At 42.3% G+C, this 21,505-nt stretch carries 23 protein-coding genes, 1 rRNA gene and 1 pseudogene; 20 read left to right on the forward strand and 5 right to left on the reverse strand.

Annotated features, from left to right (window positions below; translation table 11 throughout):
- Window positions 1-19 precede the first annotated feature (19 nt).
- The 5 genes from BA724_RS17365 to BA724_RS17385 all read left to right on the forward strand — a co-directional run bounded on the left by BA724_RS17365 (window position 20) and on the right by BA724_RS17385 (window position 4,003).
- Window positions 20-871, forward strand: coding sequence for a R2-like ligand-binding oxidase (locus BA724_RS17365; RefSeq protein WP_069939920.1), 852 nt, complete (start codon window positions 20-22; stop codon window positions 869-871).
- A 17-nt stretch (window positions 872-888) separates the two neighbouring features.
- Window positions 889-2,277, forward strand: coding sequence for a UbiD family decarboxylase (locus BA724_RS17370; RefSeq protein WP_069939921.1), 1,389 nt, complete (start codon window positions 889-891; stop codon window positions 2,275-2,277).
- A gap of 51 nt (window positions 2,278-2,328) precedes the next feature.
- On the forward strand, window positions 2,329-2,565 hold the full coding sequence (locus BA724_RS17375) for a ferredoxin (protein WP_069939922.1): 237 nt from the start codon (window positions 2,329-2,331) through the stop codon (window positions 2,563-2,565).
- Window positions 2,566-2,760: 195 nt separating this feature from the next.
- Window positions 2,761-3,633, forward strand: coding sequence for a DMT family transporter (locus tag BA724_RS17380; RefSeq protein ID WP_211272248.1), 873 nt, complete (start codon window positions 2,761-2,763; stop codon window positions 3,631-3,633).
- A gap of 169 nt (window positions 3,634-3,802) precedes the next feature.
- On the forward strand, window positions 3,803-4,003 hold the full coding sequence (locus BA724_RS17385) for a cold-shock protein (protein ID WP_050183275.1): 201 nt from the start codon (window positions 3,803-3,805) through the stop codon (window positions 4,001-4,003).
- Window positions 4,004-4,123: 120 nt separating this feature from the next.
- Here BA724_RS17385 and BA724_RS17390 read toward each other — a convergent pair whose 3' ends face one another.
- Complete coding sequence (locus BA724_RS17390) at window positions 4,124-5,230, reverse strand: CAP domain-containing protein (RefSeq protein ID WP_069939924.1); 1,107 nt, start codon at window positions 5,228-5,230, stop codon at window positions 4,124-4,126.
- A gap of 354 nt (window positions 5,231-5,584) precedes the next feature.
- Here BA724_RS17390 and BA724_RS17395 point away from each other — a divergent pair, with 354 nt between their 5' ends.
- Together BA724_RS17395 and BA724_RS17400 are read left to right on the forward strand one after the other, a co-directional pair.
- The gene (locus BA724_RS17395) at window positions 5,585-6,898 is read left to right on the forward strand and encodes an NAD-dependent malic enzyme (RefSeq protein ID WP_069939925.1); all 1,314 of its coding nucleotides are present in this window, start codon (window positions 5,585-5,587) and stop codon (window positions 6,896-6,898) included.
- Window positions 6,899-7,165: 267 nt separating this feature from the next.
- Window positions 7,166-7,555 carry a sporulation protein gene (locus BA724_RS17400; RefSeq protein WP_069939926.1) on the forward strand — a complete coding sequence of 130 codons (390 nt, stop codon included), beginning with the start codon at window positions 7,166-7,168 and terminating at the stop codon, window positions 7,553-7,555.
- 156 nt (window positions 7,556-7,711) lie between these two features.
- Here the strand turns inward: BA724_RS17400 and BA724_RS17405 are convergent, their stop codons facing one another.
- Entirely contained in the window at window positions 7,712-7,984 is a 273-nt protein-coding gene (locus tag BA724_RS17405; RefSeq protein ID WP_069939927.1) for an acylphosphatase, read from the reverse strand.
- A 289-nt stretch (window positions 7,985-8,273) separates the two neighbouring features.
- Here BA724_RS17405 and BA724_RS17410 point away from each other — a divergent pair.
- The 7 genes and pseudogenes from BA724_RS17410 to BA724_RS17440 form a co-directional block, all read left to right on the forward strand.
- Window positions 8,274-8,525: pseudogene (locus BA724_RS17410) on the forward strand (alanine:cation symporter family protein); the annotation flags it as partial.
- 14 nt (window positions 8,526-8,539) lie between these two features.
- Complete coding sequence (locus tag BA724_RS17415) at window positions 8,540-9,151, forward strand: flavin reductase family protein (protein WP_069939929.1); 612 nt, start codon at window positions 8,540-8,542, stop codon at window positions 9,149-9,151.
- A 505-nt stretch (window positions 9,152-9,656) separates the two neighbouring features.
- On the forward strand, window positions 9,657-9,848 hold the full coding sequence (locus BA724_RS17420) for a YwbE family protein (protein ID WP_069939930.1): 192 nt from the start codon (window positions 9,657-9,659) through the stop codon (window positions 9,846-9,848).
- Window positions 9,845-10,153 (forward strand): antibiotic biosynthesis monooxygenase family protein, encoded by a 309-nt coding sequence (locus BA724_RS17425; protein WP_069939931.1) that lies wholly within the window; start codon window positions 9,845-9,847, stop codon window positions 10,151-10,153. The genes BA724_RS17420 and BA724_RS17425 overlap by 4 nt, the downstream gene beginning before the upstream one ends.
- Entirely contained in the window at window positions 10,150-10,509 is a 360-nt protein-coding gene (locus BA724_RS17430) for a hypothetical protein (protein WP_069939932.1), read from the forward strand. The genes BA724_RS17425 and BA724_RS17430 overlap by 4 nt, the downstream gene beginning before the upstream one ends.
- On the forward strand, window positions 10,506-11,156 hold the full coding sequence (locus BA724_RS17435) for a cobalamin B12-binding domain-containing protein (RefSeq protein ID WP_069939933.1): 651 nt from the start codon (window positions 10,506-10,508) through the stop codon (window positions 11,154-11,156). Before BA724_RS17430 ends, BA724_RS17435 begins: the two co-directional genes overlap by 4 nt.
- Entirely contained in the window at window positions 11,143-11,880 is a 738-nt protein-coding gene (locus BA724_RS17440; RefSeq protein ID WP_069939934.1) for an STAS domain-containing protein, read from the forward strand. Before BA724_RS17435 ends, BA724_RS17440 begins: the two co-directional genes overlap by 14 nt.
- Before the next feature lie 32 nt (window positions 11,881-11,912).
- Here the strand turns inward: BA724_RS17440 and BA724_RS17445 are convergent, their stop codons facing one another.
- Together BA724_RS17445 and BA724_RS17450 are read right to left on the reverse strand one after the other, a co-directional pair.
- Window positions 11,913-12,866 (reverse strand): L-lactate dehydrogenase, encoded by a 954-nt coding sequence (locus BA724_RS17445; protein ID WP_069939935.1) that lies wholly within the window; start codon window positions 12,864-12,866, stop codon window positions 11,913-11,915.
- 268 nt (window positions 12,867-13,134) lie between these two features.
- Window positions 13,135-13,929 carry a TIGR00266 family protein gene (locus tag BA724_RS17450; RefSeq protein WP_069939936.1) on the reverse strand — a complete coding sequence of 265 codons (795 nt, stop codon included), beginning with the start codon at window positions 13,927-13,929 and terminating at the stop codon, window positions 13,135-13,137.
- A 292-nt stretch (window positions 13,930-14,221) separates the two neighbouring features.
- Here BA724_RS17450 and BA724_RS17455 point away from each other — a divergent pair, with 292 nt between their 5' ends.
- The 3 genes from BA724_RS17455 to BA724_RS17460 all read left to right on the forward strand — a co-directional run bounded on the left by BA724_RS17455 (window position 14,222) and on the right by BA724_RS17460 (window position 16,254).
- The gene (locus BA724_RS17455; protein WP_069939937.1) at window positions 14,222-14,674 is read left to right on the forward strand and encodes a MarR family winged helix-turn-helix transcriptional regulator; all 453 of its coding nucleotides are present in this window, start codon (window positions 14,222-14,224) and stop codon (window positions 14,672-14,674) included.
- Window positions 14,675-14,679: 5 nt separating this feature from the next.
- A complete protein-coding gene (locus BA724_RS18720; protein ID WP_169818574.1) occupies window positions 14,680-14,829 on the forward strand; it encodes a hypothetical protein in 150 nt (49 codons plus the stop codon).
- Window positions 14,830-15,087: 258 nt separating this feature from the next.
- Window positions 15,088-16,254: an iron-containing alcohol dehydrogenase gene (locus BA724_RS17460; RefSeq protein ID WP_069939938.1), complete on the forward strand. Its 1,167-nt coding sequence runs from the start codon at window positions 15,088-15,090 to the stop codon at window positions 16,252-16,254.
- 44 nt (window positions 16,255-16,298) lie between these two features.
- Here BA724_RS17460 and BA724_RS17465 read toward each other — a convergent pair whose 3' ends face one another.
- Window positions 16,299-17,039 carry a class I SAM-dependent methyltransferase gene (locus BA724_RS17465; protein WP_069939939.1) on the reverse strand — a complete coding sequence of 247 codons (741 nt, stop codon included), beginning with the start codon at window positions 17,037-17,039 and terminating at the stop codon, window positions 16,299-16,301.
- Between the two features lie 101 nt (window positions 17,040-17,140).
- On the opposite strand from BA724_RS17465, the gene BA724_RS17470 reads away from it, so the two are divergent.
- From BA724_RS17470 to BA724_RS17485, 3 genes are all read left to right on the forward strand, one after another.
- Window positions 17,141-18,037 (forward strand): LysR family transcriptional regulator, encoded by an 897-nt coding sequence (locus BA724_RS17470; protein ID WP_069939940.1) that lies wholly within the window; start codon window positions 17,141-17,143, stop codon window positions 18,035-18,037.
- A gap of 61 nt (window positions 18,038-18,098) precedes the next feature.
- Window positions 18,099-20,732, forward strand: coding sequence for a calcium-translocating P-type ATPase, PMCA-type (locus BA724_RS17475; RefSeq protein WP_069939941.1), 2,634 nt, complete (start codon window positions 18,099-18,101; stop codon window positions 20,730-20,732).
- A gap of 564 nt (window positions 20,733-21,296) precedes the next feature.
- Window positions 21,297-21,505 (forward strand): 16S ribosomal RNA (locus BA724_RS17485); the annotation flags it as partial.

Consider the following 21,505-nt stretch of genomic DNA (forward strand, 5'->3'; position numbering starts at 1 on the left):
CCATTAGGAGGGAATCGTGATGACGGAAAATAATACAAGCAAGAATGAAGAATTAATGCCGAGTGTAGATAAGACGACTGACGAAGTAGCTTGGGATTTATATCGTAAAGCAATTCGCTTTGGAACATGGGATCCTGCTGCGATCGATCTTAGTCAAGATAAAAAAGATTTTGAAGCGCTTGACGAGGACCTAAAAGGATACCTGATTCATTTTTGTACCGGATTTCTCGACGCTGAAGAAAATGTCGCATTAAAGTTTTGTCCATGGATTATGTTGGGCTCTTCTACAGAGCAGCAAGCATTTCTTAGTACGCAGCTGCTCGAAGAGTTTAAACATACAGAATTTTTTATGCGCTATTTCAAAGAAGTCATTGGACGAGAGCGAATTCCTTCGGTAAAAAATATGGTGCAGCAAAAACTCGATGATCGTGTGAAAACAATGCTGGCGGCTCTTGAACAATCGGAGGAGGAACGTGAATCGGCACTTGTGGAAGGGCTTACTCATTACCAGGGAATTATTGAAGGCGTTCAGGCGATGACTGGATATGATGTGTTTGAAGCGGTATACGGAAGTAAAGGGCTGTTTCCGGGATTAGGCGAAGGTTATGCCCGCATTAAAGAAGACGAAGGGCGCCATGTCGGGTTTGGACTTCGAATGCTTAAGCTTTATGCGCGTAATCCTGAACACGCGAAAAGAATTCGCGCGCTATACGAAGAGTATCTTCCTCTCATTTTAGTTCGTTACGATCAGCCGGTTATTGTCGATGGCAAGGAATATCCAACGCCGCCTGAAGTGCGGGGACGTGAGCGGGTAACGAAAATGTTTGAGCGCAGACTAAAAGATATATTAGGTGCAACGGCCGCTGTTTAAGGGGGAGGATTTTTGTGATGAAGGCAAGGACATTTCGCACGTGGCTTGAGCATCTTCAGAAGACAGATCGTCTCGCAGTCATTGACCGGAAAGTTAGTTTGCAATATGAAGTCGCTATGGTGGCAAAAAAATTAGATGGAAAAAAAGCATCCTATTTTACAAATGTGGAAGAATACGATGTGCCGGTTGTTTCCGGCATTTGCTCGACGCGTGAAGATTTTGCAGAAGCATTGGGCACGGATCAGTATGGGGTTATTTCGAAATTTTCCGAGGCTGTGGCTGCACCGGCTCCTTGCCGGCTGCTGACGAAACAGGAAGCACCAGTTAAGGAAAATATTATTTTAGAGGATATTGATTTGATGAAGATGTTTCCCATTCCGGTCCATCATGACAAAGACTCAGGCAATTACATTACCGCCGGATTATTTATTGTTCGTGATCCAGTCACCCGTAAGCAGAACGTTTCGATTCATCGACTTCAAATTTCCGGGAAAAACAAGATCGGGGTTTTACTGTTGCCTCGTCATACATTTCATTTATACAAACAGGCTGAAGAGGCAGGCAGGCCGCTTGAATGTGCCATTGCAATTGGCGTTGATCCAGTGACACTTCTTGCTTCGCAAGCAAGCACACCATTTGGGGTGGATGAACTTGAAATCGCCAGTGCGCTTCGCGATGAACCGCTGGAATTGGTTCGATGTGAAACCGTTGATATTGATGTGCCAGCATGTGCAGAAATTGTGTTGGAAGGAAAGATCCTTCCGCATATCCGTGAACCAGAAGGACCGTTCGGCGAGTTTCCGAAGTACTATGGACCGCGTACTGACAAAGAGGTCATTGAGATTACAGCGGTCAATCACCGGAACAACCCCATTTTTTATACGATTGTCGCAGCAGGATATGAGCACCTTTTATTGGGGGGCATTCCCCGTGAAGCAAGTCTGTTTCAAAGCATTCTGCAGACGGTTCCATCAGTTAAAGCGGTGCATATGAGTCCCGGAGGCACTTGCCGCTACCATGCCATTGTTTCAATAAAAAAGCGAAATGATGGTGAAGCGAAAAATGTGATTTTAGCCGCTCTTGCCAACAGCTTCGATATTAAACATGTTGTTGTAACAGACGAAGATGTGGACATTTTCAATATGGAGGAGGTTGAATGGGCGATCGCTACCCGCTATCAGGCGGATAAAGATTTGGTTGTCATTCATGAAGCCCAGGGTTCAAAGCTTGATCCGTCCACCCGTGATGGAGTTGGATCTAAAATGGGGTTTGATTGTACGGTTCCTTTAAATAGTGAGCCAATGCAATACTTGCGAATTCAAATTCCCGGATATGATGAATGCAGCCTGGATGAATATATAAATCCCGATAAGTCTATTCAATCTCTTCATCTGGAAAAATTTTAAATGCCTGCGCATTACCTAAGTCCGTAAAACAAACAGTTAGGATGGTGGAAAATGTCAAAGTACACGATAGTCGACAAAGAAACCTGTATAGCCTGCGGTGCATGTGGTTCTGCTGCTCCAGAAATATTCGATTATGATGATGAAGGCATTTCATACGTAATATCTGACAATAATCAAGGTACTAGCCAAATCCCGGAAGAACTTCACGATGACCTGGCCGATGCATGTGACGGCTGTCCGACAGATTCGATTAAAATAGGGGATACCCCTTTTCATGTATTGAATTAGGATGTGAATAAATAAGTGTTATAGACTGCCTGTTCCTTTTATTCCTTAGGAACAGGCAGTGTTATTGTTTTTACTGGGACTTTTTTGCCGCTCAGTCCACAATTTGTCTTTTTATACGGATGTTGGTGCGTTATTTTGTATAATAGGAAGGGGATGAATGTTTTTAGAATGATGGCATAAGGGGATAAATACATAATGGATAAAATTGTTTTCAGTCTGCTTGTTGTGCTGACGACGGGGTTAATGGGATCGGCATTTGCTATTGGGAAAATAGGACTGGCTTATTTTTCCCCGCTGCTGCTCGTTGCTCTTCGCTTCACAATCGCAGGTGTCGTTATGGCGGTTATCGTGAAAGCCTTGAAACGCCCGCACCCGCAAAAAGTAAAACAGTGGCTTCAGATGGCGGCCGTCGGCTTTTTTCAAACTGCGGCTGTGATGGGCTGCATCTTTTTAAGCTTGCGGACCATTACATCGGGGGAGTCTGCGATTTTAACCTTTACGAATCCGCTTCTTGTCGTTGTGTTCGGGACGATCTTTTTGCGGATTCGATACCGGATTGTTCAATGGGGGGGTGTGCTGCTTGGAATGGCCGGCGTGTTTATTACGATGGGCGGCCAGCTCAATATCGAAACCGGTACGTTTTTAGGATTTATTTCAGCGGTCTCGTGGGCGATTGCCACACTGTTGATCAAATCATGGGGGCACCGGCTTGATACATGGGTCTTAACCGCATATCAAATGTTATTCGGCGGTTTGTTTTTATTTGCGGCCAGCTTTTTATTCGAAGATCCTTTTTTCGAAGTCAATACAGTTTCGCTTGGTATCTTATTATGGCTTGCTGTCATGGCGTCGATCGTCCAGTTTGCCGGCTGGTTTTATTTGCTTCAAACAGGTGACCCGGGGAAAACAAGTGCGTTTTTATTTTTAGCACCGTTTTTTGGGGTATTAAGCGGCTGGATTTTATTAGATGAGCAGCTTCACCTGTATGTTTTAACTGGCGGTGCCCTTATTTTTACCGGTATCTTTCTGGTGAATTGGCGAAGTAATTCTCCTGGAAAAAGGAAATGAAAACATTTTCTTTTTTGAGCAGCTTGCTTATTTTGATAAAAGCTGTTATGATAAGAAAGAATTATTTTTGTTCGAAAAGTACAAGTGCTGTAAAAGCTTATTGTCTTGATATTGCTTTGAGCAGGAATAGTATTATATTGTGCAATTGCACAACGGGAGGCAACATAACATGGAACAAGGTAAAGTAAAATGGTTTAACGCAGAAAAAGGTTTCGGTTTCATCGAGCGCGAAGCTGGAGACGACGTATTCGTTCATTTCTCAGCAATTCAAGGCGAAGGCTACAAAACTCTTGACGAAGGTCAAGAAGTAACATTTGAAGTTGAACAAGGCCAACGTGGTCCACAAGCAACTAACGTACAAAAAGCATAATCCTATATAACATCGTAAAAAGGCAGTCTCACTGAGACTGCCTTTTTTGCATGAATATACAGCGCCGAGTGTGGGTAATTTTCAGAAAATAAAAAGCCTGCCGCTTCAAGCGGTTCAGGCTTAATTGTTAAAAAAGTTCTCTGTAAAATATGGCTGATTGTCGTTATTCACTGCAACACCGACTCCTAAATAAGCAAAATCATCACTGATAATATTTTTACGGTGGCCGGCTGAGTTCATCAACCCTTCATGAGCGAAAATACTGCTGAATTGTCCATAAGCAAGGTTTTCGCCGGCAGCCATAAAGCGGGTGCCGTCTTCTTCCATACGGTCGAACGGTGATTGGCCGTCTAAATTTGTATGGTCAAAATAGTTGTTTTTCGCCATATCTACACTATGATTACGGGCTGTCCCGCTGACGCGGTCATCCCAAGCTAACACAGGCAGTCCGTGAATAACACGCGTTGCATTCGTGACGTCGAAAAGCTGATATTCAAACCCTTCCCGAAGAGCCGCACTGTTTTCGGCATACATGCCTCTTTTCTCCGCTTCAAGATCTTCATCCAGAATCTGAATGGCTGTCACTGTATTTTGCTCATGTACATCATAAAAAACCGTGACAAAGCTGTTATCGATATGATAATAATCATGTTCATTCGTTTCATTTAAAATGTAATACGTCAAGCCTTTGCGCATTTTATCCATCGGATCGCCAAGCTGGGCGCGCACCGTTTCTTTCGGTGTATTCAGGGCGATGCCGACATTTGATGAGATTAAATCATGGCTCGTATATAAACCATTCACACGATTTTCTTCATCATAAGACACCATTAAAAAGTTTTGGTAATTTTCATGGTACGCATACCAATGAGTGCCATACTCGTTTTGAGACTGGCGTTTTGGTGTGCCAACTTCCTTTTCTACATCCGCACGCTCATCACCGATTTGAATGTTGTAAACGGAGAATGTCTGGGAATCAGGGGAGGCGAGCTCGGGCTTTTCTGCCTGTTCCACTGGCTCCGGTGCAATGCCGACCAGGCTCTTCACTTCAGCAGTCACTTTATCAACCGTATTGATTACAATCGGGTTTTCACGAACGTCTTCCATCTGTTCACTGATGATATCCATGAACGCCAAATTCACATAAGGTTCGGCATACTCTTCCCAGAGCGGCCGTGTATTAAAAGCCACAACAAGCAGCAAAACAAAATAAAATAGTTTTTTCAATCATTCACACTCCATTCTTCCTTAATTTTAACGGAAATGTGCCGGTTTTTCACGTAAAGCGATAGCAAACAGCAGGAATAGTGAAAGGAAAAACAAAAAGTGAAGAAAAACAAAGACAAACGGGTGAAGCTTTATTTTGGGGCAACTTTATTGGTGGATTGTAAAAGGAGATATTTCAATAATAATACTGATCAGAATGATGAAAATACACATTTAATACACAGAAGAATGATCTAAAACAACTTAAAAAAATATGTGAAAAAATTCACGTAATTTTTTAAGTTTTTTATAAGGAAAAATACGATTGAAAGCGCTATGATATAGAGAGACTTTTAAATGGAGGTACTGATTTCTATGGCATACAATAAATTGATTCGCACGTTAATGATTGAAATCCCATCCGTGCCAGGCAGCCTTGGCAAAGTAGCGACAGCGATCGGGCTAAGCGGCGGGGACATCGGGGAAGTTGAAACAATTAAAGTGGGTCCCGCATACACACAACGGAATATTACCGTTCAAGTTGAAAACGAAGAACAACTCGTTAAGATTATCCAGAGTATTAATACTCTTGAAGGTTTTCGTGTGCAGGCAGTGTCAGATGAAGTGCTTCGTGCCCATGAAGGTGGCAAGGTACATATGAAAAGCAAGATGCCAATTCAGTCACTTGCTGATTTAAGCCGCGTCTATACGCCGGGTGTGGCGGATGTATGCAAAGTGATTGAAGCGGAGCCTGAAAAAGCAAAAATTTACACAAATATCGGCAATAGTGTGGCCATCGTTACCGACGGAACAGCCATTTTAGGACTTGGCGATATTGGACCAGTAGCAGGAATGCCTGTTATGGAAGGGAAATCGGCGCTGTTTGACCAGCTTGTCGGTATTAACGGGATTCCGATTTTGCTTGATACGAAAAATCCAGACGAAATTGTCGAAACGGTGAAGCGTATTGCGCCGGGTTTTAGCGGCATTTTGCTTGAAGACATCGGCTCTCCTCACTGCTTTGAAGTAGAAGAGCGGCTGAAAGCAGAACTCGATATTCCGGTTATGCATGATGATCAGCACGGAACAGCGGTTGTGACGCTGGCAGCGGTTATTTCCGCTTGTAAAAGTGCGGGTGTGGACTTGAAAGAAGCAACTGTCGGACAAATTGGTCTAGGCGCGGCAGGACTTGCGATTTGCCGTATGCTCATGGCTTATGGAGCGAAATCAGTGCTTGGTGCGGACCGGTCATTAGAAGCAAAAGAACGATTGGAAAACTATGGTGGTACGCCGGTCGACGAGCTGGAAGAGTTAATGGAACGGTGTGATATCGTTATTGCGACAACAGGAGTTCAAGGGTTAATTAAAAAAGAATGGGTGCAAAAAGGACAAATTATTTTGGCACTATCGAATCCAAAGCCGGAAATCGAGTCAGCTGATGCGCTTGCAGCCGGTGCGGCATATGCGGCAGATGGACGTTCTGTCAATAACGTTCTCGGCTTCCCGGGTATTTTTAGAGGCGTACTAAATGCGCAATCAAATAAAGTGACGCACCCGATGCTTGTGGCGGCAGCGGAAGCGATAGCATCTTGTACAAAAGCGGGCGACCTCGTCCCTCAGCCGCTTGATCGGATGGTTCATGAGCGGGTCGCGGAAGCAGTCGAAAAAGCAGCAAATGCGACCGAATAAAGAGCAAATTGACAATATGAAGAAAATTAAGTATAATAAAAGTACAAATTAAACGTAAACTCCTAAAGGGGAGTAGCTTTAACGGAATGGTCGTCATTTCAGAGTCTTGGCTCTCGGCTTTTCCGGCAGCATGATGCTGTTAGCGAGACCTTTACCAATTGGTAAAGGTCTTTTTTTATGAAAAACCTTTGCCGGCATCGGCGAAGGTTTTTTTTCTGGTTTATTTGTCCATACTAAGCACAAACAAAAGGGTGGAGGAACATGATTATGATGTTACGAAAATATATGTCACTGCTAGGGATTGGTTCAGCTAAAATTGATTTGATTTTGCCAAAAGAAACGTACAGGCCGGGAGAACAAATTCAGGCATACTTTTTTATTCAAGGCGGTACAGTGGAGCAGCAGATTACCCGGATTGAATGTGATCTTGTACTTGAAAATCATGCGGAAGAAACGAGCAAAACTATTGAAACACGCACGATTTTATCGACACGTACCATCGCGGCAGAGGAGTTGAACAAAGTACCATTTACATTCCGTCTGCCAGAAGTCGTGCCCGTTCCAGGACGTGATGAATCCTATCGTTTTAAAACGAAACTGACGTTTGATCAGGGAACAGAGAGTATCGATCAGGACTGGATTAAAATAGTCGTTTAAAAAGGAGCTTTCTTAAAAGCTTCTTTTTTTTAGGAGAAAAACGTTGAAGAGAGCCGGTTAGATATTTTTAATGGTTAGAAAATCTCTATTAAAAGGTGAAAATGAGCCGTTATCATTTAATGTTCATTCAACCTACAGCAACGGCATAAAAGCATATCAATATTTGATTCGAAACGATGTGAATGATTCAACAGAAGCGGGTTCTTCTTGAATCTCATGCACTTTTGCAAAATGATTGCCTTTTTTGATCGATTTGATAAAAGTATCAATCTGTTCAGGAGTGCCTTCTGCATGGATCGCAACAGAGCCGTTTTCCAGATTTTTTGTCCAACCGTTTACATTGTGTTCAACTGCGGTCATTTGGGCAAAGTACCGGAAGCCAACTCCTTGTACTTTTCCGGAAACCAATAAGTGACGAGCTACTGGCATGTAGTAATCCCTTCTTTCTCTTTTTTTCATTTATCGCTTCCTAACTGAGGGAATAATTAACAAACTAAATTTCAGGTGGTGCAGATGAATGGAGAAGTTTTTAGAAGGAGTAAATAACTTTTCCGGGTGGCTGTGGGGTTTTCCACTCATTACGCTGCTGGTCGTAACGGGTGTATATCTTACCATTCAGTTAGGTTTTTTTTAATTTAGATACCCGCTTTACATGCTGAAGCAAACATTTGGAAGTGTCTTTAAAGAACCAAAGGGAAAAGGAGACATTACGCCGCTCCAGGCGGAATTTTTATTCGGCTTACGGGCCGGCTTCATTATGAAGTTTGTATATTTAGCTTCCATAGTGATTGGTTCAATCGGCGGAGCGCAGGTGATTTGGAACTTCCTTGATCTGGCAATGGCGGCTATTTTAATTCCGAACGCCATTGCTCTTTTACTCCTGAGCGGTGAGGTGAAAAATCTGAAAAATGAATTTTTTACGTCTGAGGAGTATTATAAAAAAGACATTAAGAAAAAATCCGCTTCATAACAGGAGGATATGCCATGCAAAAAGTTGATCCAGATCAGCTGAATGAAAGAGAAAATTATAAATTTTTAACAGGAAGCATTATTCCGCGCCCGGTGGCATTTGTCACAACGCTTTCTGAAACAGGGGTGTTAAACGCGGCGCCGTTTAGTTATTTTAATATCGTTTCGTCTAATCCACCTATGGTATCCGTATCTATTCAGAGGCAAAAAGGGAAGATGAAAGATACAGCACGAAATGCGGTGGCACAGTCGGCGTTTGTCGTGCATATTTCAGATGAATCTTACGTGGTGGAATTAAATGAAACAGCGAAGCCACTCTCACCGGAGGAAAGTGAAATCAGCCTGACCAATCTGACAGTGATTAACAGCGAAAAAATCGATGTGCCCGCTGTTCAAGAAGCGAAAATCCGAATGGAATGTGTGCTTGAGCAAAAAATAACGCTCGGTGAAACAGAAGAAGGACCGTCCTGTGATTTGCTGATTGGCCGTGTGGTTCAGTACCATATTAGGGAAGAGTTATATGAAAATGGCCGAATCGATGCAAAAAGGCTCGCTCCGGTCAGCCGGCTGGCTGGGAATTTTTACGCAAAACTGGGGGATGTGTTTGAGTTAAAAAGACCGACATAACTATTGTTTTCAGCTTGCAGGCAAAGTCTTCATTTTGAAGGCAATTTCTGCAAGTTTTTTAGTATAATAAAAGCATCATAACAGACGAATTGTATCGTTTGTTCAGCAACAGGAGGGTAGTCCCCCATATGGCTTCAAAAAACGATGAAAAAAAATACTTACGGTGATTTTGCAGCAGCACTTGATATACTTCCTAATTTAATTATTTTTAATTGTAACTTTAGCTCATACCCTTAATTGTTTAGTAGTCGCTGAAGGCATTGAAAGTGAAAACTAGCAGCAAATGTTAATTCAAAACAGCTGTGATATCGGACAAGGGTATTTTTTTCAGTAAGCCATTAATGGATCTGAGCTCCAGCGAGTCTTTTAAAAAAACAAATAGATTAAACTGACCGAGATAGCCAGTCTTTTTTCTTATAGGACACAATTTAAACCGTTTTGCTTCAATTAAGAGAGGGAAAACCTATATACTAGAGTTAATGAACTTGAAAAAGGGGTCATGAGAATGAACGGACAAAATAGAAGTGATATTCGGCCGGGGCTGGATGTACAGGTTATTTTAAAAAAAGATCAGCGGACTGGGGTGAAAACTCGCGGAACCGTAAAAGATATTTTGACAAAATCGAGCTTTCATCCACATGGCATTAAAGTCAGGCTTCAAGACGGCCAAGTCGGCCGCGTTTGTGATATTTTATGAGTTATATTGTGCACTCGATTGTTAATGTACCGCCGGAAAAAATAGAGGAAACGATAGCGATTTATCAAAATCGATCGAAGCTGGTTGATAATTATGAAGGTTTTTTATCTTTTCAACTGCTTCAAAATGAGAAGCGCCCGTCTGAATTAACGGTTCAGCTAATTTGGGAAACGAAAGAAGCTTATATGAAGTGGGCAACAAGCGAAGCATTTCAAAAAGTACATGATCTGGAAAAAAACTACCCCGATCAAGAGCTGGCTGCAATCGTGCCAAAAGTTCAAAAGTACCGTGTGGTGGCAACATGAATAATGAACAAATTGAGCGTTATATAGATGTTATTATGGAAGGCATGTATCACGATTATCCAGAACTTGAGGAAAGGTTTGGAAAACGTGGCAAAGGAAAGTGCCGTGAAGACAACCACCACCATTTTCGACATTTAAAAACGGCCTATACGCTTCAAAACGACCAGTTTTTTGTTGATTATGCCCATTGGCTGACCAATTTACTGGTTTCAAGAGGGATGAAAGCAGCCCATGTGATTGATAACTTTGAACGAATAGATCAGGTTCTTGAAAAAGACCGTTCAGAAGAAGCAAAAGGATATCGGGACATAATTTCTACAGCGATCGCTTCGATTGAAAGAAGGGAAGCACCATGAATACCGAAACAATAAAACTCGCAAATCTGATGCTTGAAGGTGCTGCAGATGAAAGCTTTTCTTTATTATGTACTCTTCGGAATGAAGGGTGGACATCTGTGGATATTTACCAAAAAATCGTCAGTGGTGCGATGCAGCATGTCGGAGAATTATGGGAACAAGATGATATTTCAGTAGCAGACGAGCATTTAGCGACTGCGACATGTGATTTTATGATATCCCGATTTCATGCGCAAATAAAAAAACAGCCTTCTATTCAAAAAGCGATGTTTTTATGTGTAGAAGAGGAACAGCATACATTAGGTATGAAAATGGCTTCTTTTTTGTTTGAAGAAAATGGATGGCAGACGCGTATGATGGGTGCGAACCTGCCTCTTGATCATGCATTGAAGGCTGCGGGAAAGTGGAAGCCGGATGTCATCTGTTTATCCGTCACCATTTTGTACCATCTCCCTTTGCTTGAGTCTTACGTAAAAACGTTGGAAACACTGCCGTTTTATCCTCAGATCATGGTTGGCAGTCGACTTCTGGCTACTTATGATTTATCGCCATACTGCACGCCAAGAACCATTTTTATAACAAATTATCAAATGTTAGCCGATTGGATAAATGACCAAAGTGAGGGGAATGAGATTGGGGCTTCTTAACAACATGCCGCTGCCAACTTTCCGAATAGACCGCCAGCTAAATGTGCTTGAATATTCCGAATCAGCGAAACGCCGCTTCGGAAGCCAAGTTCGCTTAGGAGAGATTGTCGATGAAGAAAGCTACCGGAAATTAGTGAAATTACAGGAACAGTCGGCCACTGTGGAAATGGCCTTGCTGACTGCTGCCTCGAAGCTTGAACCATTTTCTGTATCAGTTCAGTGGGAGGGAGAAGAAGCATTTGTGCAGTGTGTAGAAATCAATTCAAAGCTTGCTCGCCTTGAGCAGATGGTATATCAGCAGCAAATGCGTCTGGCAGAGGCGGATTTTCAGTTGATGGAGAAAAAGGAAGAAGCGGAAGATGCGCTCATTAAAATGAAAGAAAGATCTGCACCGCTTATTTCCTTGAACAGTAGAACGGCTCTTATTCCAATGTTCGGAAATTTAGATGACGCACTTATGGACCAAACGAAAGACAGTTTGGCGCTGCAATTTCACAACGGGGGATATGAACAGCTGTATATTGATTTCACAGCGGTTGACGCCATCACCTTGTTGGGGATTGAACAGTTTAAACAGTTTATTGATACATTGCTTCTTCTGGATGCCAACATTCACATTGTTGGTATAAAACCCGTGCATGCACCTTTTTTAAAGGATCATAACCACCAAAGTGTTACTTATTCAAGCTCCATTCAATTGAAAAGCGAAAGTCTCTACTCGTAAATAAACAGAGGCGCTCGCTTTTTTAAATGATCTTATTTCCAAAATGGCTCTTGCGCTTTTTTGATTGTATGAACACTATGATCAAACAGTTCCTTCTCATGTTCACTGAGTGGAATTTCGACAACGTCTCGTACGCCCTGGCGGTTAATAACAGCTGGTACGCCGATATATACGTCATTGTGGCTAAATTCCCCTTCAAGAAGAGCAGAGACGGTTAAGACGACATCCTGGTTTTGTAAAATTGCCCGGGAAATACGAGTCAACCCCATAGCGATACCATAATAGGTTGATCCCTTTGCTTCAATAATTTCATAAGCCGCATCCCGTACCTGTTCAGCAATTTCTTTCATTTTTTCTTCCTGATCCTCGCCTTCATCTTTTGCCAGGTAATCTTTCAGCGGAATGCCGGCAATGTTGGCACTGCTCCATACCGCTACTTCTGTGTCACCATGTTCGCCAATAATAGAAGCATGGACGCTGTGCGGTGCAACTCCAAAGTTTTCGCCGAGCAAATAACGGAAGCGGGCTGTATCTAAAATGGTGCCGGAACCGATAACTCGCTCTTTCGGAAGGCCGGAAAATTTCCATGTTGCGTATGTTAAGATGTCAACAGGGTTCGTAGCAATCAGAAAGATACCATCAAAGCCGGAATCCATGACTTGACCGACAATATTTTTAAAGATCGCCATGTTTTTCTCTACAAGCTCAAGCCGGGTTTCGCCAGGTTTCTGATTGGCACCGGCACAAATCACGACAAGCGCTGCATCAAAACAGTCTTTATATTTACCAAAGCTTATTTTTGTAGAAGTAGGAGCGTATAGGACGCCGTGGTTTAAGTCCATTACATCGCCCATTGATTTTTGTTCGTTTAAATCAATTAAGACGAGTTCATCGCACACACCTTGGTTTAGCATAGAAAATGCATAGCTTGATCCAACTGCACCTGTACCAATGAGAACGACTTTATTTCCTCTACTTTCGATCATCCGGAACACTCCTCTATTCATTAAGTAAGATAGTTAATGTAATAATGTGAAACACTTCAAAAACTCATTATAGAGCGCGAAGAAGCAGTTTTCATAGTATTTGAACGAAATAAAAAGAGCATCCGCTTGTAATATATCTATTTTATTAACAATGTATAAACGATGTTAATTGGCGTGTTTATCTGGAATAAAAATATAGACCGGAAAAATTTTTCCAGTCTATATTAAAAAGAATCGAATCTGTTTTTTTATTATCCGGCCAGAGACATTAATCCCCGTCTCCGCCGATAAAATCAAACATGCCGGCAAAGCCGCCTTCACCTTTTGATCCGCCATTTTGCGGCATCGCCGCAAATACACGGCTGGCCAATCGGCTGAATGGGAGTGACTGCACCCAAACCGTTCCTGGTCCGCGAAGCGTTGCAAGGAATAACCCTTCACCGCCGAACAAAGCGGTTTTTACGCCGCCAACCGCTTCAATGCTGTATTCTACGTCTCCAGTCATCGCGACAAGGCAGCCAGTATCCAAACGGATCAGTTCACCTGGTGCGAGTTTTTTTTCATAAATTGTACCGCCGGCATGAACGAACGCCATGCCATCGCCTTCAAGTTTTTGCATAATAAAACCTTCGCCGCCGAAAAAGCCGGTGCCGAGCTTACGCTGCAATTCAATTCCAATTGATACGCCTTTAGCAGCTGCAAGAAATGCGTCTTTTTGACAGATGATCTTGCCCTGATATTCACTTAAATCCATCGGAACAATTTTGCCGGGGTAAGGCGATGCAAATGAAACGTGCTTTTTACTGCCGCCTTCATTTGTGAAGGTCGTCATAAACAAGCTTTCACCTGTTAAAACACGCTTTCCAGCACCAAGCAGTTTGCCCATTAAACCACCGCCGCGGTTTGATGATCCATCTCCAAAGACTGTTTCCATCTTAATGCCGTCATCCATCATCATTAAGCTGCCGGCTTCTGCAATGACTGTTTCCTGTGGATCAAGTTCTACTTGGACGAACTGCATATCATCGCCAAATAATTTGTAATCAATTTCATGGTTGTTCATTGATTTATCCTCCTTTATTTTCAATTAAAAGTACGATTTACAATTAAAAAGGTTTCGAAATAATAAAAAAAATAAAGACTTAACGTTTTAGCTGTCCGGCAACAGGGTTTTTACATAATCGCCGCAGCCATCAATGGCGATTAAGAAAGTATGCTTGTTTCGCTTTTTAAATGTAGTGATAAGCTGCTGCATGTTCATAAAAAATCCCTCCCGAGAAAAGTATGCATCATTTATTGACTTTTTATAGTTTACCCCCTAAACTAATGATATAAAGTTCAGGGGGTAAATGATTATGGAGAAGCAGCTGAAGGAAGCGGTAGAATTGTTTGAAGAAGTGATAATCTATGGGACAGAGCGTGTGCTAAAGTCGATTGACAACCCAATTGTGCATGAATTTTCACCGGAGCAGATTCAAATGATGAAGATTATTGACAAGCACGGTCCAATAACGGCAGGCAGTCTTGCGGTGATGCAAGGTGTTCATAAAAGTGCCATCTCCAACCGGCTGAAAAAGCTGGAAGAAAAAGGGTTTGTTCAAATAGTAAAATCGGATAGCGATCAGCGGACAAAATGGGTGGAGCTGACGGATGAAGGAAGCGATTTTGTTGAAAAAGCGAGAGCGATTTTATCCAGTTTTATTTCTTCTCTTTTGTCCGACCATGTTGATGAGAAAGAAGTCGAGCAGTTTGTAAAGACGTTTCGTAAATTAAAAGAAATTATGAAGTTAGGTGAAGGTGAACGATAAGAAAAGTGATTCAATGGCGCTGGCCGATTTTTATCGGAATGCTTGTTTTAACAGCTGCTTTATTTATAATGGCGCCTAATTTATCAAAGCAGGCCGAGGAAGCGGGTTCATTAAGAAAAGACTGCCTTGAAGAGCTGATGGAATTTGGCTTTTAAGGCAGTTTTTTTATTGTTCAATTGTCTAACAGTATACTTTTATACACTATGTGATAAAAAAATGCGTACTTTTAATTTTGTTTTTAAGTGTTTAATATATACTTAATGAGGTAAATGTTGTATATGAATTTTAGTGCAAACCGATTAATGAAAACGAAACGGGGCACGATAATAGACATAAAAGCAGTGAATGATCAATCCAGTATCAACTGGATTGATTTGCAGCAAGAAGCATTATTTTGAAAGGGGAATACAACAATGAATCGATTTACAATTCCGAGAGATATTTATTACGGGGAAGGCGCCCTGGAAACATTAAAAACGTTGGAAGGAAAAAAAGCCACTATCGTTATCGGCGGCCAATCCATTAAAAAATCGGGTTATTTGAATAAAATGGAATCTTATTTGAAGGAAGCCGGCTTTGAAATACAGCTGATTGATGGAGTTGAAAATGACCCATCTGCCAAAACAGCTAAAGAAGGCGCAAAAAAGATGGAAGAATTTCAGCCGGACTGGATTATTTCAGCTGGCGGCGGTTCGCCAATTGATGCAGCAAAATTGATGTGGATTTTTTACGAAAATCCCGACTTGCCATTTGACAAAATAAAAGCACCGAATGCCTTGCCTGTGTTACGTAAAAAAGCGCGTTTCGTGGCTATTTCCACTACAAGTGGTACAGGCACAGACGTATCACCATTCTCGGTTATTACAGATCATGAAACGGGAACTAAGTATCCGGTATTCGGTTACGACATTACACCGGATATTGCCATTATTGATCCGGAACTCACTTATTCAATGCCGGCTGACATTGTAGCTTATACAGGAATGGATGCACTGACGCACGGAATCGAAGCGTATGTATCAACAATGCACAACGTATTCACCGATCCTCTTGCCATGCAGTCCGTTAAAATGGCTGTAGACAATATTGAAAAATCAGTTTCCGGAGACAAGCAGGCAAGAGCGGATATGCACTATGCACAGGCCATTGCCGGTATGGCTTTCTCAAACGGATTTTTAGGGATTGTTCATAGCTTATCCCACAAGAGTGGTGCGATTTTTAACATTCCGCACGGCCTGGCAAATGCGTTGTATTTGCCGTACGTCATTGATTTTAATAAAAAAGCGGATGGCGCCCGATTCGCGGACATCGCAAAAATGCTCGGACTTGAGGGAAGTACGGAAGATGAGCTTATTGATTCATTGACCGGTTTGCTTCGCCGCTTAAATAAATCATTAAATCTTCCGTTAACATTGAAGGAATTCGGCGTTGATGAGAAGGAGTTTAACCGTCAGCTTGATCAAATGGCTGCGGGTGCAATAGAAGATCCTTGTACGCCATCGAATCCACGTGAAGTATCTGTAGAAGAAATGAAAAAGCTTTATATCGCTGCTTTCAACGGAGAAAAAGTAACATTCTAATAAAAAGCGGGCTTTCCTGATGTTAAACAGGAAAGCCCGCTTTTTTATTTCTTGATCCCGACCACCCGAATCCGCCAGTAATCCGCAGTCCAATGATCTCTATTAAAACATACTTCTTTTAATTCAGTCACTGCAGTGTTCGTAATTCGCTCTTTTTCTTTGGGTGACTGATCACTCATCACGACATCGCCGAACATTTGAATCCAATTTCGCATCCCATCCACACCATCCAGGCGAGTAGGCCGTTCAAAGTGCTCTGCAAACGAAACGTGGAATCCTGTCTGCTCCATTAACGATGTATAGTCGCCGATTGATGGAAAATACCATGGATACGTACTAGGATCATATCCATCGATTTGATGAATAATTGCCTGGGAAATACATGAGACATTTCCTTTTCCACCAAACTCCGCTACAAAACGGCCGCCTGGCTTCAAACTTTTCCAAATACTTTTTAACACTTGATCCGGATGCTTCATCCAATGAATAGCCGCATTTGAAAAAACAGCGTCAAATTCCTCTTCATATTGCAAATCGTGGGCATCCCTTACGAAAAAAGGGACATCCGGATATTTTTGTTTTGCCTTGTTAATCATTGATGCTGACTGATCCACGCCAATAGCATGCACTCCTGCGTGAAATAAAGAAGATGCCAAATCACCTGTGCCGCAGCCTACATCTAAAATTTTCTCATTAGCGGACGGAGCCAGCAGCTTTACCACATCCTGCCCGAATTCTGATACAAATTGGTGTTTTCCATCATACAATTGTGCATTCCAATTCATTATTTTCCCCCTCCTCTTCGTTATTGTAGTGTTGTTTATATATAATCAAAATTAACAAATAATGAAAATATTGATAACGAAACAGAATAAGGAGATGCTAAATGAACATAAACTGTCTTAAAAAATTTATAACAGCTGCCGAAACGGAAAATTTCCGGCAGGCTTCAGAAGTACTGTATATCACCCAGCCGGCCGTCACAAAACATATTCATCGGCTTGAAGACGAACTTGATATTCAATTGTTTGAGCGTACAGGAAAATCAGTAAAATTAACGCAGGCGGGTTTGTTCTTTTTACCGCGTGCGAAAGAAATAATCGATTCATTTGATCGCAACATGGAAGATTTTAACGCGTGGAAGCAAGGCTACACACAAAAGCTTTCCATCGCCTGCGCTCCGCAAATTGCTTCCTCTTTTTTGCCGCCCCTGCTCCATCGGTTTATAAGCCAATTCCCGCATATTGATGTGCATGTTGATATTGCCAAGTCATACGACATTGGCGAAAAAGTAAGCAGCGGTATTGTGGACATTGGTCTTGCGCGAACACCATCTGCTTACAAAAATACAACCAGCCTCATTGTTTATGAGGAACCTGTAGTACTTACGGGTCCAATTGTAAAGATGGCAGATGAAGCATTTCTTCTTGCAAACTACCGCCTCCTTACCAACAATCATCCGGGCTATTGGGAAGCGTTGTTAAAAGAATTAAAAAAGGAAAGTCCACATATAAAAACGATGACAGTCAGCCAGATCGAAGTGACAAAACGATTTATTGAAGCGGGGCTTGGAGTTTCATATTTGCCAAAATCGATGGTGCAGGAAGAGCTTCTCGCTGGAAAACTAAGCATCTACCCATCTGCGGCGGCTAAAAAGCAAATGTCTATTACCTATTTAATTGAGAAGGTAGTAACGGATGAAGCGAAATTATTTAAACATTTTCTTTTACAGCACGATGAAAAAGAATCATCAATTCTGAACAAAAAGGGAAAAGCTGATTAATTACGCTGGCTTTTAGGGAAGAAATAAAGGAAGGAGCACAAATGGAAGAGGGGATGATTCATTGGAAACATATCGTAAAAGCACAGACGATGTTATGGGAGAACTCCAAACTTCTCACCAAGGATTAACAGGATCCGAAGCGCAAAAGCGTTTGGAAGAACACGGCTATAACGAGCTTGAAGGAAAGAAAAAAGACCCGCTCTGGAAGCTTTTTTTAGAGACGTTTAAAGACGCTATGGTGATCGTGCTGCTTGTAGCAGCTGGTATCCAGCTTGCGCTTGGGGAAGTCGTGGAGTCGATTATTATTTTTCTCGTTCTTCTATTAAATGGCGTGATTAGTGTGGTGCAGACGAGAAAAGCGGAAAGCTCGCTTGACGCGCTGCGTGAAATGTCAGCGCCATCTGCCAAAGTCATACGGGACGGGACGAGTCAAACCGTACCGGCGAGAGAGCTGGCAAAAGGAGATGTGGTCCAGCTTGATGCAGGCGATTACGTGCCGGCGGACGGGCGGCTTATTGCCAGTGAATCATTAAAGATAAACGAAGGAATGCTGACAGGAGAATCGGAAGCGGCCGAAAAAAATACGGATATACTTAAGGATGAAGCACCGATTGGGGACAGGCTGAATATGGTACATAGCGGTTCTCTTGTCGTAAAAGGGCGCGGCAGCTTTGTTGTTACCGGAACCGCTAATGAAACAGAAATCGGGAAAATTGCGGATATGATCGCAACAGCTGAATCGAAACAAACGCCGCTTCAACGAAAACTGGATGAATTCAGCAAAAAGCTGGGGATCGGTATCCTCTTTTTATGTATCTTAATATTTGCCGTACAGGCATTGCGGATTTGGTTCGGCAATGAACCAGTCGACACGACAGAAGGTATGTTAAATGCATTTATGTTTGCCGTCGCTGTAGCAGTTGCTGCTATTCCAGAAGCACTTTCTTCTATTGTTACGATCGTAATGGCAGTGGGAACAACAAAAATGGCGAAACAGCAGGCGATTATTCGTAAACTGCCCGCAGTAGAAACACTTGGCTCAACAAGTGTCATTTGTACAGATAAAACGGGCACACTTACCCAAAACAAAATGACCGTAACGGATACTTTTTTACCGGGATCATCTCGATCATTTCCTGAATCACCAGGTGAACGGAACCCTGCGGAACAAATGCTTTTAAATATTGCAATGCTTTGCAATGATTCACATGTCAATGAAGATGACCAGGAAATCGGTGACCCGACTGAAACAGCGCTGCTTCATTTTGGCAAAAAGATGAATGAACCATATCAAAATCTCCGAGATACGTATAAACGTAAAATGGAATTGCCGTTTGACTCTGATCGAAAACTCATGTCGACCGTCCACATAATTGACGGGGAAAACATGATGCTCACAAAAGGTGGTCCGGATGTCATGTTCAAAAGGTGCGGCTTTATTTTAGCCGATGACCGGGAACAGCCGATGACCGATGAGTGGCTGAAAGAAGTGAAACAGGCAAATGAAGCTTTTTCGCTCGACGCTCTCCGCGTTCTCGCATATGGATACAAGAAGCTGCCGGAGGATCAAGCGGCTATAAGTGAGGAAGATGAATCAGATCTCGTACTCGTAGGACTGACGGCGATGATTGATCCACCGCGTGAAGCTGTGTATGGCTCGATTGAAGAAGCGAAAAGTGCCGGCATTCGAACGATTATGATTACTGGTGACCATAAAACAACAGCGAAAGCGATCGGACGGGATATCGGCTTGGTTGATGAAGACGACATTGCATTAACAGGCCAGGAACTCGACCGGCTATCAGACGAAGAGCTGAATCAAAAGCTGGAGAATATTTCAGTTTACGCACGCGTTTCACCTGAAAATAAAATCCGTATCGTCCGGGCATGGCAGAGAAAAGGTCATATTACGGCTATGACAGGGGATGGGGTTAATGACGCGCCCGCATTAAAACAAGCCGATATTGGCATCGCGATGGGGAGCGGAACAGACGTAGCAAAAGATTCAGCTGCTATGGTGCTGGCTGACGATAACTTTGTTTCAATTGTAAAAGCAGTTGGTGTTGGCCGTACAGTATTTGACAACATAAAAAAAGCAATCGGTTATTTATTCGCGGGAAATCTCGGCGCGATTATCGCTATTTTATTTGCTGTTTTCTTCAATTTGCCGAATCCGTTCACTGCGCTGCAGCTGTTGTTTATTAACTTAATAAACGATTCCCTCCCAGCGTTGGCTCTTGGAATGGAAAAAGAAGAGCCGGGCGTGATGAATCGAAAGCCTCGTGACATTAATGAAGGCATCTTTTCAGGGGGGACATTAAAAGCGGTCATGACAAGAGGGGCGCTCATCGGGATCGTCGTCATTATCTCCCATTATATCGGCTTGCAAGTGTCAGAAGAAATGGGCATCGCTATGGCGTTTACCACACTGATCCTGGCTCGGACGCTTCAAACCTTTGCGGCCCGCTCTAATACGCAGACAGTATTTGGAGCTGGTTTTTTCAACAATAAATATGTTCTTGGCGCCGTCGCGCTATGCTTTTTACTGTATGGTTTGACTATGCTGCCAGGTGTCAGAAGCGTCTTTTCCATTCCATCTTCATTCGGCTGGAGTGAATGGCTGGTAGCAACTGCTCTTGCAATCGCATCGGTTTTAATGATGGAAGGAATAAAGCTCGTTCAAAATAAAAGATAAAAGCGGCTTGGCCGAGTGTTTCGGTCAAGTTGTTTTTAAATGTAAAGAGATGAAGGTTGTTCCTTCTTCTATATAAAACTTCAGGATCAGAAGGTATTAACGTTTTGTATATTCCAAAAAACAAATTTATTTTTAAATTTTTTCAAAAAAGATATTGACCTTTATAAAAAAGAAGTGGTATATTGTTAAACGTCGCTGGAACAACAAGCGAAAGTCATGATGGTTTTTTCGGGAAGAATATATCAATAATTTTGTTTCGAAAAACGTTGACTTGCTTTTGGAAGGCGTGATATATTGATGTCCTGTCATTAAGAGCTTTTTCATTTCTGAATGAGCTGATGAAACAAGATTATAAAAGCTGACTTTTCGAAAAACATTTTTCAGAAAAGTTATTGACATAAAGATCGCTTAATGATATGATGTTATAGCTGTCGAAGAGATGGCAAAACAAATTGAACATTGAAAACTGAACAAAATCAATAAAAACGTCAACGTTTTAAGAATTAAACTTCTATTATAGGATGCCCGTCATCTTATGTAGAAACAATTGAGCAAGTCAAACACTTTTTGGAGAGTTTGATCCTGGCTCAGGACGAACGCTGGCGGCGTGCCTAATACATGCAAGTCGAGCGGGCTTGACGGAGCTTGCTCCGTTCAGGTCAGCGGCGGACGGGTGAGAAACACGTGGTCAACCTGCCCTGCAGATTGGGATAACTCCGCGAAACCGGGGCTAATACCGAATAACATTGAAAACCTCATGGTTTTCTTTTGAA

This window comes from Domibacillus iocasae (assembly GCF_001750285.1).
Classification (GTDB): Bacteria; Bacillota; Bacilli; order Bacillales; family Domibacillaceae; genus Domibacillus; species Domibacillus iocasae.